The following is a 16,470-nucleotide window of genomic DNA, read 5'->3' on the forward strand; positions in this document are numbered from 1 at the left end:
TGTTGTATCTGGTTCTGCTGAACGTAAAATGAGTTTAACCAAACAGACACAAACATCACTTCCTCGACATCATCAAAACCGCGTTGATTGAATCAGGTGCAGGAAGGTTTGCGTTATAAGTTCAGGCAGTCACGATTCAGCGATGTGTAATCGCACACAGCATGGCGCAAAAAAACACCCCGGTAAAAACCGGGGCGCTTAATTATTTTACTTCGGTGTTTTTTTCGCAGAATTGTTAATCTCAACCACGTAATTTCGCAAACGCTGCTGCCATCGCGTTGCCTGCGGGGGCGGCTTCTTGTTTGCGTTGTTGCTGGTGCTGGTTCAGGCGTTTGGCGTCGTTGCGGTCGCCGCGTTGTTCCGGTTTGCTGCCGGGTTGCGGTGCGCTGTCGGTGAGGCGCATGGTGAGGGCGATGCGCTGGCGTTTGACGTCAACTTCCATCACTTTGACTTTCACCACCTGACCGGCTTTGACGACGGTGTGCGGGTCTTTGACAAAGGTGTTCGACAGTGCGGAAATGTGTACCAGGCCATCCTGATGCACGCCGATATCGACAAACGCGCCGAACGCGGCGACGTTGGTGACGACGCCTTCTAGAATCATATCGGGCTGCAAATCTTTGATGTCTTCCACGCCGTCTTTAAAGGTGGCGGTGGTGAATTCAGGGCGCGGATCGCGGCCCGGTTTTTCCAGCTCTTTGATGATGTCGGTGATGGTCGGCACACCGAATTTTTCATCGGCGTATTTGGCCGCGTTCAGCGATTTCAATAGCCCGCTGTCGCCGATGACGCCTTTTACATCTTTCTTGATATCGGCCAGAATTTTTTCGACCAGCGGATACGATTCCGGGTGAACTGCGGATGCATCGAGTGGATTGCTGCCATTCATCACGCGCAAAAATCCGGCGGCTTGTTCAAATGTTTTGTCACCGAGGCGCGGTACTGCGCGCAGATCGGCGCGTGAACTGAACATGCCTTTGGCATCGCGGAAATTAACGATGCTTTGCGCGACGCTGGCCGATAAGCCGGACACCCGCGCCAGCAAAGGCGCAGAGGCGGTATTCACATCAACACCAACCGCATTCACGCAGTCTTCGACCACCGCATCGAGCGAGCGTGCCAGCTGGGTCTGGCTGACATCATGCTGATACTGACCAACGCCGATGGATTTTGGATCGATCTTCACCAGCTCGGCCAGCGGGTCTTGCAGACGACGTGCAATCGAGACCGCACCACGGATGGACACATCCAGATCCGGCAATTCTTTCGAGGCGAATTCTGAAGCGGAATACACCGATGCACCGGCTTCAGAGACGACGATTTTGGTCAGCTTGAGTTCTGGTTTGAGTTTGATTAAATCCTGCGCCAGTTTGTCGGTTTCGCGTGAGGCGGTGCCGTTACCAATCGAAATTAATGACACCTGATATTTTTCTGCGAGTTTCGCCAGCGTATGCAGCGAACCATCCCAGTCGTTACGCGGCTGATGCGGGTAAATCGTCGCGTGTTCCATTACCTTGCCGGTCGCATCGACAATCGCGACTTTCACGCCGGTACGCAAGCCAGGATCGAGGCCCATCGTGGCCCGTGGCCCGGCTGGTGCTGCCAGCAATAAATCTTTGAGGTTGCGTGCAAACACGTTGATGGCTTCGATTTCTGCACTCTCGCGCAGCTTGCCCATCAGCTCGGTTTCCAGATGCATGAAGACTTTGACGCGCCATGCCCAGCGCACGGTATCGGCCAGCCATTTATCGGCTGGGCGATCTTTTTGGCTGACGCCGAAACGTGCGGCAATGCGGCTTTCACATGGGTTCAGCGGCGCATCCCATTTTGGTTTTTCTTCTTCGCTGTCGAGCCGCAAAGTGACGGTCAGCATTTCTTCGCGGCGACCACGGAACAAGGCCAGTGCGCGGTGCGATGGAATGGTGCCCAGGGTTTCTGAGTAATCGAAATAATCGGCAAATTTTTCGCCGGCATCTTCTTTGCCTGCCACGACTTTGGATTCGACGATGCCGTGGTCGTTCAGATATTCGCGCAGCGCTTGCAACAGGCTCGCATCTTCGGCAAAGCGTTCCATCAGAATCTGACGTGCGCCATCGAGTGCCGCTTTGGTGTCAGGCACGCCTGGGTTGTCGCCGTTGTCGGTGCTGAACGCGGGTTTCAGATAATTGGCGGCTTCGGTTTCTGGCGTCAGCATCGGGTCGGCCAGCAAGGCATCGGCCAGCGGCAGCAAACCTGCTTCGACGGCGATCTGCGCTTTGGTGCGGCGTTTCGGTTTATACGGCAGATATAAATCTTCGAGCCGGGTTTTGTCTTCGGCGTGGGTAATCGCATCAAGCAAGGCCGGCGTCATCTTGCCTTGTTCATCAATCGAGGCGATGATCGCGGCGCGGCGGTCTTCGAGTTCACGCAGATAACGCAGACGTTCTTCGAGCAGACGCAATTGCGTATCATCGAGGCCGCCGGTAACTTCTTTACGGTAACGGGCGATAAACGGTACGGTCGCGCCTTCATCCAGCAAGGCAACAGCAGCCGCTACCTGTATCGGTTTGGCGGCGAGTTCTACGGCGAGTCTTTGTTCAATCGAAGGCAGCATAAATCCAGAATCCAGACATTAAAAAAGCAATGAAGGCGCAGATGATACGCAATTTGCAGCGTTGCGCCAGTCTTGACAGTCTTTCTGACTGCGGTTAATAGTCGGCCGGGTGGCGCGGTGTAATGACGGCGATCTGTAGAAAATACAGGCCTGCAGCGGTGCAGAAATCCCGCTCAAAAAAGGAAAAAATGGGGAGTATGTGGCGATTTACGCTTATTCTCTCAATGAAATAAAGGGTGTTTACATATACTGGGGGGAGTATTTTTAGGATGAAATTCGAGTATTGCAGCCTTCGCAGCCGTGGTTATCTCTGCAGGCAGAGCAGACACGCCGCGGCGCGGCTGGCTGCGGCAGTATTGCTGCCGTTCCTGATGTGCTTCGCGCTGGCGGCACCTGCAATTGCTACTGCTGCTGCCACTGCTGAAACTGCGGGACCTGCATCAGCCGATGCTGTGACTCCGGCAGTAAATGCGAATATGAAATTACAGCCCGCCACGTTCACTTTTGCCGACGGTGGCAACGCCCTGTTTTATCAATGGGATAAACAGCCGTGGCAGAGCGATACTGCCGCAATGGCTTCCCCGGTGAATCTGCTGTTCGTGGTGGCCGGTGCCGGTTGCGGCAGCATGGGGCGATATTTGCCGCAATATTTCACCGGATGGGAAGGCGAATCTGGGCTGACCCGTATCCGTGTTTTGCTCAAACGCCATATCAGCGCGCAGGCAAACGGTGAAACCTGTAGCGAGGCATTTATCCGCGCCGATCATCTGAGCCAATGGCGCGCAGATCAACTGGCATTCATACAAGCCCAGTTGCGCCAATTCAAACAACAAGGCATGCAACCACGCCGCGTGATTTTGTTGGGCATTTCCGAGGGTGCTGAACTGGTGCCTTTGCTGGCGCGCGATCTGCCGCAAATCACGCATCTGGCCTTGCTGGCGAATGCAGGAAACAGCGCGATTCCGACTTACCGCGCGCTGGCAGCAATTTATCCGCACATGCAGCAAGGCTGGGATGTTTTATCCCGCGCACTGGCAAGTTCCCCGGCCGACCCTGAGCAGGCGCGCATACACGGGCGCGGCTGGCGCTACTGGTCGGAAATCGCGATAGATCAGACACGCAATCTGCTCGCAGCGCGCTTGCCGGTTTTTGCAGGGATCGGAGAGGCGGATACTTTAATCCCGCCGGGCGCGGCCAACGCCTTGAGAAAAGCATTCAGCGACGCTGGGCGCAGCGATTTTCAATTGCGCATTTATCCCGCTGCAGATCATGGTTTGCGTAGCCCTGATAAAAATTATTTGCCGGATTTTATGTGGCAACTGGATCAGTGGTTGCTGGAGGATTGCGTTCCGGAGCCCAGCTTCCGGTGATGAAGTTTGATGAAAAGCAAAGTTTATTTGCTGCAAAAATAATAATTTCGAAAAAGTGTTGTTTTGTATGTTTTGCTAACAATTTTAAGCATTACAAAAACAAAGGTGCTCTTTATAATTTCCCGTTCAACGCCGGTAATACCTTATTTTTCAGGGCAGTATTTATCACTTTGTACGATGTGTACCTGATCGTTACAAAAATGATGTTGCTAGTCCGGTCGCCTTTTTCAACACTCAAATATATAAGCTAAATGCGCCTCTCTTCCTTCTCGCTCACCCCTCTGGTTGCTGCTCTGGTTCTCACTGGTTGCGTTACGACGCAAACCCACGACAGCAAAGTCTCTAACTCACTGGCAGTTGTTAAAACCGGGCAGATCGAGGATGCGATCCGTCAGGTTGAAGAACAGACTAAAGGTGCCAATCAGAATGATTTATTGCTGAATCTGGAAAAAGGCGAACTGATGCGTATTGGTAAGCGTTATCAGGACAGCTTGAATGCGTTGACGATTGCCGACACCAAGGTGAAAGAGTGGGAAGAAAACGCTAAAAGCAATCCACAGAAATTGATGAGCCAGATCGGCGCCACCATCATGGGCGATGCCAGCCGCGATTACGAAGGCCAGGATTACGAAAAAGTGATGCTGACTGTGCGTATGGCGATGGATCGTATCAATCTGGGTGATCTGGATACTGCCCGCGTCGATATCAAACGTACGCATGAGCGTGAAGCGGTGATTGCTGAATTCCGTTCCAAGGAAACCGAGGCCGCCGAAAAGGAAGCGAAAGAAAAAGGTGTAACAAGCAGTAACAAGGAAATTAACGGCTATCCGGTTGAAACCCTGAATGACCCGGAAGTGCTGAAGCTGAAAAACGGTTATCAGAATGCATTGAGTCATTACCTTGCCGGTTTTGTGTATGAAGCGCTGAATGAGCCAGGTCTGGCGGCGCCAGGTTATCGCAAGGCGATCGAATTGCGTCCTGATTTACCGGTGCTGGAAGATGGCTTGAAAGGCCTCGATCAACGCACCAGTTTCCGCCGCAAAAAAGGCGTGACAGATGTTCTGTTCGTGGTCGAAACCGGCAATGCACCAGCCCGCCAGTCACAGAAATTTGCGCTGCCATTGCCAACCTCACGCGGTCTGGTGACTGTGTCGCTGACTTTCCCTGTGATCCAGCCGGATAAAGAAGCGGCGGTGATCCGCTCGGTGAATATCGCGAATCAATCTTTGCCAACCGCATTGATCACTGATTTCAACGTGATGGCGCGTCGTGCATTGAAAGATGAAATGCCAGGTATTTACACCCGCGCTGCGATCCGTGCGATTACTAAAGGCGTGGTGCAGGATCAGGTCAATAAAAACTTCGGCGCACTTGCTGGTCTGGCTGCTAATATTGCCGTGGTCGCGACGGAAGGCCCGGCAGATGATCGTATGTGGCGTAGCCTGCCAGAGCGCGTCTTTATTGCGCGTGCGTTTTTACCACCGGGCGAATATGATGTGAATTTTTCGGGTCGTCCCGGCGAAAGCACCAAGCTCAATATTGACGGTCGCTACATGGTGGTGCCAGTGCGTTTGTATCCGAACAAAACTTATGTCGGCGATCTGGCAAAATTCGGTACTGTGACACCGGCAGCGCAGATCGCGGCAGAAACGCCTGCGGTAAAAGCAGCGCCGACAAAGCCAGCGAGAAAAGCGGCGCAGAAGCAGAAACCAGCTGCGGCTGCAGCGGCAGGTGCGAACTAAGTAAAACTGGCAAGACGACAAAAACCAGTCGATTTAATTGATGTACAAAGTTATTAAGGAAGAATCATCCATGATGTCTAAAAAAATTGCCGTTTGTGCGGCTGTCATCGCAGCTTGCTTTGCCGCACCGGTCATGGCCGAAGATGTGCCAAATGCAGTTTCTCCTGGCATTGCGGCGAAATTAATGGTGCGTGGCACGCTCGAAGGTGTGCAGGTGACTGATCTGCGCGGTCAGCGTCGTAACGATGTGCTGGTTGTGCAGGCCGAAATGTATAACACCACAGCGAAAGATGTACGCGTCTATTACCGTTTCCGCTGGACAGATGCAGCCGGTATGCAGGTCGGCGATGGCGAAGTCTGGAAACCATTGATGATACTGGGTAAGCAAAGCCAGCTCGTCAAAGGCACAGCCTATGGCCCGCAAGCGACAGATTTCAAAATCGAAATGAGCGCTGAACCACGTTAATCACAGATTTGTTTAAAAAAAATTGTACAGAACTACGGAGTTATTATGAAACGCATTTCCTCTTTATCCACCACTTTGTGCCTGATGATTCTGGCCGTGACTTCGCTGTCTGCCTGCCAGACAAAATTATCGCAGCCAACAGTCAGCCTCGCACGTCAGGTGAATTATGGCGACAACAAAGCGGTAGAAACAGTGACGAATGAATTCGGTTCGACTGATTTGCAGATGATTGCAGAAAAAATGGTTGGCTCTTTGCTCGAAGATCCGGCACTGGCAAATCGCCCGACACTGACACTGGCTGGTGTGCGCAATAAAACCAGCGAATACATCGACACTAAATCGATCATGAACAGTATTCAGACTGCGTTGGTGAAAAGTAAAAAAGTAAAATTCACACGTAGCGCTGATGAAATGCAGCAAGGCGTGGACGAGTTGCAACGTCAGAATCAAAGCGGTTTGTATAAATCTCAGGGTAAAGCGAAGGTCGGCAACATGACGGCAGCGAAATATTCCCTCGAAGGTGAAATCGTTTCTATCGTCAAACAAAATTCCACGACCAAAGATGTGTTCTACAAGATGACATTGAAACTGTATGACATCGAAGATGGTTCTATCGAATGGCAGGATGAAAAAGAAATCCGTAAAACATCTAAAAAATAATCAGCCCTGATCAATCTTTAACCGGTTTTTAACCGGCTCCTGAAGGACGTAAGATGTTGAATATGAAAAAAATTCTGGCAGGCGTTTTCTGCTCCGCAGCAGCATGCAGCGCGCTGGCAGCAGAACCGAAAATTGCCGTGACTGATCTGACTTACGAAGAAAAAGTCAGCGAGTATTTCCATGTCGTTTCTGCCAGCAGTAAAAGCAGTGTGAAAGGCAGCTACAGCGAACGCGAAACCGATCGCAGCTACTCACAACGCGGCAAAATTGACGCCAAGAGCGAAAGCAATTACTACGAAGCGGAAGGTTTTTACACCTATATCGACCGTGGTGAATTAAAAACCTACACGGCCGATTTGAAAGGCGCGATGATCAAAGGCGGTGGTGTGCATCTGATTCAGGCGCGTCCGTATGTTGGCAAGCCGATGGAAAAAATTTACGACATCATCGGTCGCATCAAACAAGGCATGTATCCCGGCGCGGATTATGTATTGTTCGGCACAGTCAGCAATATCCAGTTCCGTCAGGAAAGTAATCAACTGCAATACGGGAATTCGATGACAGCCAGTTTGTCACTTGATCTGGTCGCCGATTTCAGTCTGATCAACACCAAAACCTATGAAGTCAAAGCGGCATTCAGCGCGAGTGGTTCCGGTGTTGATACCAAGATCATCAGCCGTGCCGGTGATCGCGTTGTCTTCAATCGCGGCAAGGTCATACAGGAAACCTCGCGCAGTCTGGCAGATGCGGCCTATAACGAACTGATGGTGCAGTTTGGTTTGCCACGCGGTGCGAATCGTCCGGCGAACTCGAATGTGAATGGTCAGCCCGTGGTACCTGCAGTACCTGTGCAAAATACGGAACCAGTGACGGTGTATCGTTAATCGCTGATCACTGTCTTCCACTACTGAAAAAGCCAGCAGACATGCTGGCTTTTTAATTTTTCATGCATAGATATTTTGCTGAGATTGCTGCTGCACTTCGCATGACAATGAGCTGGGTATTCCGGATAGCCTGATTTAGCCCTAAACAATTGATGCGTTGAACTGCATCAATTGGTTTATCAGCGGTATAGATCGGGACGGTGGATTTCCATGAACGTTTCTGGTTTTGCCGGTGAGTGGAAACCAAATTTTTCATACAGACCGCGAGCCGAGCTGCTGACCAATATAAAGCGGCGTATGTTTTGCAGATCGGGATGATCTTGTATCACTTCCAGCAGACGGCGGCTGTATCCCTGGCCGCGATAATCCGGCAAGACAAACACATCCATCAGATACGCAAATGTCGCACGGTCTGTGACTACTCGCGCAAAGGCGATTTGTTGACCATCGATAAATCCGCCAAAGCACAGCGAATGCTCAATTGAACGTTGTACCGTTTCGAGGGAGATTCCTTGTGCCCAGGGGGATAGCGTGGATAAAAAATTGTGTATCAATGCGATGTTGAGCGCGGCTTTGTCTGTCGTAATCTGCATAAAAAATCCTTTGCCAATCAGCGGCGTTGTCCGCCTGAAACGCGCTCTATACCAGCGAGGTCGCGCCAGCTTTGTACTTGCGTGTAGCCTGCTGCGATCAACAAGGCACGGACTTCTTCCGCCTGATGATAACCATGTTCCATCAACAGCCAGCCTTGTTGCGCAAGATGCGTATGCGCACCTTGGATGATGTGCCGGTAAGCGCTGAGCCCATCGGCATGATCGGTGAGGGCATTGATGGGTTCAAAGCGCAGATCGCCCTGACTCAGATGTGGGTCATCTTTGACGATGTAGGGCGGATTGCTGACGATGGTTTGAAATACCCGGCCAGCCAGTGCGCTGTACCAGTCACTGTGCAATAGTTGCAGGTGATCTGGCGGCAGTATACGTGCGGCATTCTTTTTTGCGATGGCGAGTGCTTCTGTGCTGATGTCGACAGCACAGACATCCAGATCCTGGCGTTCGTGAGCAAGCGCAATCGCAATCGCTCCGGAACCTGTACCGAGGTCGAGTAAGGTGGAGTTTTGCGGGGCGAATTGCAAACCGAGTTCCACCAGTAATTCTGTATCTGCGCGCGGAATCAAGACCGCCGGAGAGGTGTAAAAAGGCAGGCCAAAAAATTCACGTTCACCGGTCAGATAGGCGATGGGTTCGCCAGCTAAGCGCCGTTGCTGCAATTCGACAAACTGCTGCGTTTGCGATGTGCTGAGCGGATAGTCCGAACGTGTAATCAACTGTATGCGACTCAAGCCAGTCACATGCATCAGCAACATGCGTGTTTCCAGCTTATCCAGTGGCGACAAGCGCTCATGATCGGCAATGCTGAGCGGCTGGCCTTCTGTCATCAGTGACGCTTTCCGAACATGCCGGTTTTTTGTTTTTGAAAAAACAGCACGATCAGCGTGAGACTGAAAATAACAAACCAGATCATGGCCCAGGTCGGAATCGTCAGACCGAAGATTGGTGGGTAAGGTGTTTCACACAAGCCATCCGCACGGAACAGGATAGGAAACCATTCCGACAAGAAGATTTTATTGAGCCCGGTTTCCAGCGGATCGATACCACAGGAGAGCGTAGGATTTGACAACACATACAGGTGTTTGCCCGCAATGCCAATACCGCCGAATGCGGATAAACCTGCGAGGGCTATGCCGTAACGGCGCGCATCGGCAGGAAGCAAAGCAGCGATCAGGCTGAACAGGGCGATGGCAAGAAATGCATAACGCTGGAAGACGCATAAGGGGCAAGGCAGCATCAGTTCAACGATCTGCAGATAGAGCGCAACTGCTATCAGTAACAGGCAGGTGGCAGAGATGCCGAGTAAGACGAATTTAGATGAACGCATGTAGGTCATTCGTAAAATGAAAGCGGATGCCAGCTTACACGCTATTTAAAGCCTCATGTTTATAAGAAACTAAATAGTATGAAATACCGGTGTTACTGATATTGCTGGCGCTGTTGGTACTGTGGCTTGGATAGATTAATCGTCGCCAAGTTCCGCCAGGAGTTCAGCCTGATGTTCTGCGATCAGGGCATTACTCAGTTCGGTCAGATCGCCATCCATGATGAAATCGAGTTTATACAAGGTCAGATTGATACGGTGATCGGTCATACGGCCCTGTGGATAGTTGTAAGTGCGTATGCGCTCACTGCGATCACCGGATCCGATCAGGCTCTTACGGGTTGCTGCTTCTTTCGCCTGCTTTTCTCTTAATTGACCATCCATGATTCTGGTGGCCAGCACGCGCATTGCCTGTGCCTTGTTCTGATGCTGGCTGCGACCATCCTGACATTCGACCACGATGCCGGTAGGAATATGCGTCAGGCGCACAGCGGAATCGGTTTTATTAATATGCTGCCCACCGGCACCACTGGCGCGGAAAGTGTCGATACGCAGGTCGGCATTGTTGATGATCACATCGGCGAGTTCATCGGCTTCTGGCATCACAGCGACGGTGCAGGCGGAAGTATGGATGCGACCTTGTGTTTCTGTCGCCGGAACCCGCTGCACACGATGTCCGCCGGATTCGAATTTCAGTTTGGAATACGCGCCAAGGCCAGCAATCCGCACGATCACTTCTTTGTAGCCGCCAAGCTCAGAAGCCGACTCTGACATCATTTCGACCTGCCAGCGGTTACGTTCAGCGAAGCGGGTGTACATGCGCAACAAATCGCCAGCAAACAAGGCTGCTTCATCGCCGCCCGTACCGGCACGGATTTCCAGCAGAATATTACGTTCGTCGTTGGGGTCTTTGGGCAGCAGCATTTTTTGCAAATCGGCTTCTAATGTTTGCATTTTTTCTTTTGCCGCTTCTATCTCATCCTGTGCAAAGGCTTTCATGTCGGGATCGTTGAGCATTTCCTGTGCTTCGTCCAGATCGGCCTGCGCTTGCTGATAATTTTTGTAGAGAGCGACGAGTGGATCTAATTCTGCATGCTCACGGTTGAGTTTGCGGTAATTGTCCATGTCATTGGTGGCGCCTTCCTGCATCAGCAGGTGACCAACTTCGTCGAGGCGTTCAGCCAGCTGATCCAGCTTGGAGAGCATTGATGGTTTCATACGGGAAGAATAGTAGGTGAATCCGGAGGGAACTGCTGTCAGGCTTGAAACGCAGTAACCGAGAAGATGACGCAGAGACGCTGCATCAGAAAGAAAAGCAGAATTCGCTAACGCTTGGTGCGGAATAATTGCGGCAACAGGCTCGCCAGACGTGCCCGTTCATCGCCGCTGGCCTGATGCAATGCTTGTTGCGGGCCATGCAGGAATTTGGCAGTGATGCCTTTGGAAAGCGCTTCCAGCACAGCGTCGATATCTTCGCCGCGCGCCAGCATTTTACGAGCACGTTCGAGTTCCATCAGGCGGAGTTGTTCGCTGCTTTCATGCAAGTCCTGAATAACGGGAACCACGGCACGACCATCAATCCAGTGCATAAACGATTGCACCCGGGTTTCGATAATGGCCTCGGCCTGCGCAACGGCTGCCTGGCGGCTTTCTATGCCGGTCTGCACCACACTGCCGAGATCATCTACGGTGTATAAAAACACGTCATCGAGTTTGCCGACTTCCGGTTCAATATCGCGTGGCACCGCCAGATCAACCATGAAGACAGGACGATGTTTGCGTGCTTTGACGACACGCTCGACCAGACCCAATCCTATGATCGGCAATGACGATGCAGTACACGAGACGATGATGTCGAACTGTGCCAACTGTTGCGGTAAATCGGCAAGACGGATTGCCTTACCATTGAAGCGATGTGCCAGTGCTTCGCCACGTTCGAGTGTACGGTTGGCAATGGTCAGGGATTTTGGATTTTGCGCCGCAAAATGCGTGGCACAAAGTTCTATCATTTCACCGGCACCGATAAACAGCACATGCTGATCAGAAATTTTGTCGAAAATACGTTGCGATAAACGTACCGCAGCGGCTGCCATAGACACGCTGTGTGCACCGATTTCCGTGTTGCTGCGGACTTCTTTGGCGACCGCAAAAGTGCGTTGAAACATCTGATGCAGATAGGTGCCAAGACCACCGGCCGCTTCTGCCTGACGCACTGCATCTTTCATTTGCCCCAGAATCTGCGGCTCGCCGAGCACCATGGAATCCAGGCCGGAAGCAACGCGGAACGCATGACGGACAGCATTATCCTGCGGCAGAGTATAGAGGTGTGGGCGTAAATCAGCGTAAGGCAACTGATGAAAATCAGCCAGAAAATGCGCGGTCGCATCGACCGGATTAGCGGCTGCGCATGCTGCATACAACTCAGTACGGTTGCAGGTCGATAAAATCGCTGCTTCATTGCCATACGAATGCGTCGTGTTTGCTGCATTGTTACCAAACCAGGCACGCGCAGCCACCACCGCCTGACCAATCTGTTCAGGCGAGAAGGCGACTTTTTCGCGCAGCGAGAGCGGCGCAGTCGTGTGGTTGAGTCCAACAGCAGTCAGTTGCATGCGATGTGGGGCGTAAGATCAGACCGTCATTATAACGCGTTGACGGCATTAATTTCTGTCCGTATGGGCTTGATGTAGCTCAAATGGTGCTTGATGGCAATCTGATATTGAAAGTTGTGCCTTCATTCGGTGCGCTGTTGAAATCGATTTGCGCATGATGGCGATCAAGAACTGCTTTCACAAATACCATGCCTAGTCCTATTCCATCATTTTTGGGCTGTTCGGCACCACCGAAGCGTTGAAAACGTTGAAATAGCTTGCTTTGCTCTGCGCGCGGAATACCGTATCCCTGATCGCTGATACTGCACACGATATTTGCCCCAGCCAGGTGCTGTTCATACGCCAGTGTGCAGCTGATGATGGTATCGCGCGGGCTGTATTTGATGGCGTTGGACAGCAGATTTGTCAGAACCCGCGTGAACAGCGAGCGGTCGGCGCGAATCGGATATTCGCCATCTGGTATCGTACATTTGATGCGTATGTTTTTACTCTTGGCCAGCGACCACATTTCTTCTGTCGCATCCAGCAGCACCGTCTGTAAATCAAGTTCTTCAAAGCGATAATCCTGCGATTCCGCACGGGCTAGCTGAACGAAATTATCGGCCAGCCCCAGCGTGATGCGTGAGGCTTTTTCAATCCGCGAAATAAACTCTGCCTGTGGTAATGCGGTTGCTGCATCCTGCTGCATTTCCAACAAAGCTAGTATCGATGCCTGCGGCGCGCGCATGTCGTGAGAGATGAAATGCAGGGTTTCGTCACGACTGCGCTCGGCGGCGCGGATGGCGGTGATATTGATGATGCTGACTATCCAGCCGACCAGTTGTTGGCTGGCGCTGTAACAAGGTGCGCTTTTGATCAGTAAATCCTGCCCCTGCGGATCCCTGACTTCGACGCCTTGCTTCATGCGCGCAGTGTGTTTGAGGTCCAGCAGATTCCACCAACTGAAACTACCCGTCTGATTTTCGTCAGACTCCATTGGCGCAGACATCCGGGCGAACAAATACGGCAGCAGGGAATCGTTCACTTTGGGTAAACCTTGACTGGCAAAATAACTGAGTGCAGGCGGATTCGAGAGTAAGACATTGCCGTCGGTGGTCGTTACCAGCGTCGCATCTGGCAAGCTGTCCAGACTATCGCTGACGAACTGGCGTAAGTCTCGAACTCTGTCTGCGGCGACACGCACAGCATTGATGCTTTGTTCCAGCGTATCTGTCAGAACTGGCGCACTCTTTTCCTCTTCATCATCAATAAATTCTGGCAGCAGATGTGGCTCTTTTTCGAGAAGAGTAAATTCTTCGCCCAGAAACTTAATCGCTGCTTCGAGCCTGCGCCAGCTCCATACAGGGTAGGCAATGATTAAGGCCAGTAATGAAGTTGACGGCGATATCCATTGTCCTGCATAGCGCATGGCAAGGAAACTGCCAGTGGCCGCGCAAAAGATAAACAGAATAGTTAGTAGCAAGGCTTTTCTTGGTGACAGCAACTGATAAGAGATCAGCGCTGCCAGCAGTAGCAACAGATTATATAAAGCGACTTGCCAGGCCGGAGCAAAATCAATGGCACGTTCATCCAGCAGGCTGGCCAGAATATTGGCGTTAATTTCTATTCCAGAGATGGTGCCGTTATTGCCGGATACCGGTGTCGGAAATGAATCGGCCATACCCAGTGCAGTTGGACCAATCAGGACATACTTGTTTCTTAAAAACTCTGACGGGACTTCGCCGCGTAGCACTGACACATACGGTACGGACTTAAAATGTCCGCTGCTGCCGTAAAACGGAATATGCATCTGGTAATCACGCTGCCACAGGTTGGCCTGATTATTTTCTTTGCGCAACCGCACGGGCAGTCTTTCTCCGGGCAGATATTTTTCGGTACCGTAAGCCGTGTTTTGCGCCACATCTTTCAAGGCGAGTGCAAAGTGAGGCCACCATTCGCCTCTTGTCCCTTCGCGCAGAAAGACGCTGCGTGCAACGCCATCTTTGTCGAGTTCGATATGAATATGGCTGATCTGACGTGCTGCATTTGCCAGCAGCGGTATGGGGCGCGCAGCGACCAGGCCTTTGCCATTGTTTTGCGATACCAGAGGCAGAACGACCTTGTTGCTTTGAGCGATCGCATCTGCCAGCAGTTGATCACCGTTGGTCTGATTGCCAGCTTGTGGCGATTCCGCTTCCGTCAAAAGAATATCCATACCAATAGCGGCCGGTGTTGCCGCATTGATGTGCTTTAACAGTTCCGCATGCCGTTGCCGTGGCCAGGGCCATTTTCCCAGCTCGCTCAGGCTGTAATCATCAATCGCCACAATCAGAATGTCATCCCGCGCTTCGCGGCTGTTGAGCTGCATGTAGCGATCGTAGGCAACCATATCCAGCCGTTCCAGGCTCTTTAAGTTAACCAGAGCAACAGTCAGAATACAAAGCAGCAGGCTCAGTATCAGCCACTCGCGAAACGCGATGCGCTCCACCTGTATATATCTGGTTGCCATACCTTAGCCGTTAAAATCCACTACGAATGGCGCCGCTGCCACTATTGATTGCCTCGCCATCACTCGTCGTCCAACGCGACTGAATGGTGATTTTCTGCGTGGCGGAAAAGGCACCTATGTAGCCATCCGCATCCGTTGCCCGCACGCGGATGTAGTATTCACCAGCCGCCGGACGTGGAATTTTTAACTCAGCCTGATCCGATTCCTGTGATAAATACAGTCGCTTAAATTCCGCATCAAGTGCGATTTGAATCAGGAATTTCTGCCCCGGTTCAGCCGCCCAGTTAAAAGAAATCTGCTTGCTCTGGGAGTCGCTGAAAGAAGCTGCTGCTTGCGGTGGCAATTTTTGGAATCCCTGTACGTCACCGTAAGGCCCTTGATCAAATTGGCCATTTTTTTGTACTACGGTCGCAATGCGCCAGAAATATGCACCTTGTGGCAAGGTGCTGGAAAATTGCACATCCTTGATGTCCGCCTGATCCAGAATCATGTTGTTGAACTCTGCGTCTTTGGCGACTTGCAAATGGTAAGCGTAGGCGTGCGCCGCTTCTGTCCAGGTGAAATCAACACTGGCCGCCCGTACTTTGTTTTTAGGTTGTATCGAGAATGGTGGCTCTGGTCTTGCTTTGAGCGTGAAAGCTGTCGTGAGTGGCAAGCCCTCCAGCCCCAGTGCATCAATTGCCGTCAGGCGGACAAAATACTGACCGTCTTCGAGTCCGTCAAATTTAAAACGATTTTCTTTGTAATGATTTTCTGCCAGAACATCCAATGCTTGCGCATCTCTGGCAATCTGCACCCGGTACGCGCTGGCCGCCGCTGATTTTTGTGCGATAAACTGCACCGTGGGACGGGTTTGAATGGCATAACCAGCTTCTAAAACTGGCGGTGGCAGTAAATCCACAGCTTTCCCTACACCATTGGCACCGACGATGTTTCCTTTGCCGGCGGGCAGGATCAGTTCAGTCGTCTTTTTGTTTTCCGTGCCAACTGCAACACCGCCTTCCAGAACTTCATTTGCGGTACCGTCAGCATTGATGCCTACGCGGAAATGCGTACCACGCACACCCGCGACCGCTAAAGGTGAGCGCACTTCAAAACGTCCTTTGTTACTTGAAAGACTGGTGACGCGGGATTCGACTTTCCCCTCAGACAGAGAAATCTCAGTTCTCGGACTGGCGACGTACTTTGTCTTGCGTAACTTACTCAAATTGACCTGGCTATTCGATGGAATGGACACGCGTGATTCGTCGGGAAATGCCAGCGTTAAAAATCCATTTTTCCCGGTAGTGATGCTGGTTCCTTCTTTCACCACAGCCCCTATGGACAAGGTTGTTTCGGCACCATCGGCTGTTTTATAAGTCGGGCTGCCCGCCAACGCAACGACTCGGGCTTCACTGGCTTCTTCCGGTAACAGATCTGCCGGGATCAGGATCGCGGTGCCGATAGGGATCGCTCTGTCATCGGCAATACGATTGCGTTTGCTAAGCACTTCCCAGTTTTGGGATTTATTGGTAAATCGCTTTGCGATGCCAGTTAAGGTATCGCCTTGTAATGCGTAATAGGTCATGTCCGGTGGAGTGGCCACGATACTGCCGGGTTCGCCGGTGACTTTTGCCGCCAGCGACAGCGGGACGAAAGTAAGAAAAACCGCAAGCAGCGTGCAGACTGATAATTGCCGACGGAGTGTGGGTGAGCCTGAACTCATGCGCATATCCTATGT

General features: G+C 51.7%; 13 protein-coding genes. 5 read left to right on the forward strand and 8 right to left on the reverse strand.

All coding sequences use genetic code 11. The features are described 5' to 3' along the window. Positions 1 to 241: 241 nt before the first annotated feature. A complete protein-coding gene (locus KDM87_RS17320; RefSeq protein ID WP_212680374.1) occupies positions 242 to 2,593 on the reverse strand; it encodes a Tex family protein in 2,352 nt (783 codons plus the stop codon). 269 nt (positions 2,594 to 2,862) lie between these two features. Between KDM87_RS17320 and KDM87_RS17325 the strand changes: the two genes are divergently transcribed. The 5 genes from KDM87_RS17325 (at position 2,863) to KDM87_RS17345 (ending at position 7,715) form a co-directional block, all read left to right on the forward strand. After that, positions 2,863 to 3,963: a dienelactone hydrolase family protein gene (locus KDM87_RS17325; RefSeq protein ID WP_212680375.1), complete on the forward strand. Its 1,101-nt coding sequence runs from the start codon at positions 2,863 to 2,865 to the stop codon at positions 3,961 to 3,963. Between the two features lie 251 nt (positions 3,964 to 4,214). Beyond that, positions 4,215 to 5,705 carry a COG3014 family protein gene (locus tag KDM87_RS17330; protein ID WP_212680376.1) on the forward strand — a complete coding sequence of 497 codons (1,491 nt, stop codon included), beginning with the start codon at positions 4,215 to 4,217 and terminating at the stop codon, positions 5,703 to 5,705. A 70-nt stretch (positions 5,706 to 5,775) separates the two neighbouring features. Beyond that, positions 5,776 to 6,171, forward strand: a complete 396-nt coding sequence (locus KDM87_RS17335) for a YcfL family putative periplasmic lipoprotein (protein ID WP_186884536.1) — start codon at positions 5,776 to 5,778, stop codon at positions 6,169 to 6,171. 45 nt (positions 6,172 to 6,216) lie between these two features. Continuing rightward, positions 6,217 to 6,831, forward strand: a complete 615-nt coding sequence (gene lpoB, locus KDM87_RS17340; protein ID WP_186897780.1) for a penicillin-binding protein activator LpoB — start codon at positions 6,217 to 6,219, stop codon at positions 6,829 to 6,831. Positions 6,832 to 6,884: 53 nt separating this feature from the next. Next, on the forward strand, positions 6,885 to 7,715 hold the full coding sequence (locus KDM87_RS17345; RefSeq protein WP_212680377.1) for a hypothetical protein: 831 nt from the start codon (positions 6,885 to 6,887) through the stop codon (positions 7,713 to 7,715). A gap of 179 nt (positions 7,716 to 7,894) precedes the next feature. Here KDM87_RS17345 and KDM87_RS17350 read toward each other — a convergent pair whose 3' ends face one another. From KDM87_RS17350 to KDM87_RS17380, 7 genes are all read right to left on the reverse strand, one after another. Next, positions 7,895 to 8,308, reverse strand: a complete 414-nt coding sequence (locus KDM87_RS17350; RefSeq protein ID WP_212680378.1) for a GNAT family N-acetyltransferase — start codon at positions 8,306 to 8,308, stop codon at positions 7,895 to 7,897. Positions 8,309 to 8,325: 17 nt separating this feature from the next. After that, complete coding sequence (gene prmC, locus KDM87_RS17355; RefSeq protein ID WP_212680379.1) at positions 8,326 to 9,153, reverse strand: peptide chain release factor N(5)-glutamine methyltransferase; 828 nt, start codon at positions 9,151 to 9,153, stop codon at positions 8,326 to 8,328. Beyond that, positions 9,153 to 9,653 carry a disulfide bond formation protein B gene (locus KDM87_RS17360; RefSeq protein ID WP_212680380.1) on the reverse strand — a complete coding sequence of 167 codons (501 nt, stop codon included), beginning with the start codon at positions 9,651 to 9,653 and terminating at the stop codon, positions 9,153 to 9,155. Before KDM87_RS17360 ends, prmC begins: the two co-directional genes overlap by 1 nt. Positions 9,654 to 9,788: 135 nt before the next feature. Continuing rightward, entirely contained in the window at positions 9,789 to 10,868 is a 1,080-nt protein-coding gene (gene prfA / locus KDM87_RS17365) for a peptide chain release factor 1 (protein WP_186897836.1), read from the reverse strand. A 107-nt stretch (positions 10,869 to 10,975) separates the two neighbouring features. After that, on the reverse strand, positions 10,976 to 12,262 hold the full coding sequence (hemA, locus tag KDM87_RS17370; protein ID WP_212680381.1) for a glutamyl-tRNA reductase: 1,287 nt from the start codon (positions 12,260 to 12,262) through the stop codon (positions 10,976 to 10,978). Positions 12,263 to 12,341: 79 nt separating this feature from the next. Further along, positions 12,342 to 14,750, reverse strand: a complete 2,409-nt coding sequence (locus tag KDM87_RS17375; protein ID WP_212680382.1) for a CHASE2 domain-containing protein — start codon at positions 14,748 to 14,750, stop codon at positions 12,342 to 12,344. Between the two features lie 10 nt (positions 14,751 to 14,760). Beyond that, positions 14,761 to 16,455 (reverse strand): FecR domain-containing protein, encoded by a 1,695-nt coding sequence (locus tag KDM87_RS17380; protein WP_212680383.1) that lies wholly within the window; start codon positions 16,453 to 16,455, stop codon positions 14,761 to 14,763. Between the last annotated feature and the right edge of the window lie 15 nt (positions 16,456 to 16,470).

It is taken from the genome of Cognatundibacterium rivi (assembly GCF_018139565.1).
GTDB lineage: Bacteria > Pseudomonadota > Gammaproteobacteria > Burkholderiales > Burkholderiaceae_D > Undibacterium > Undibacterium rivi.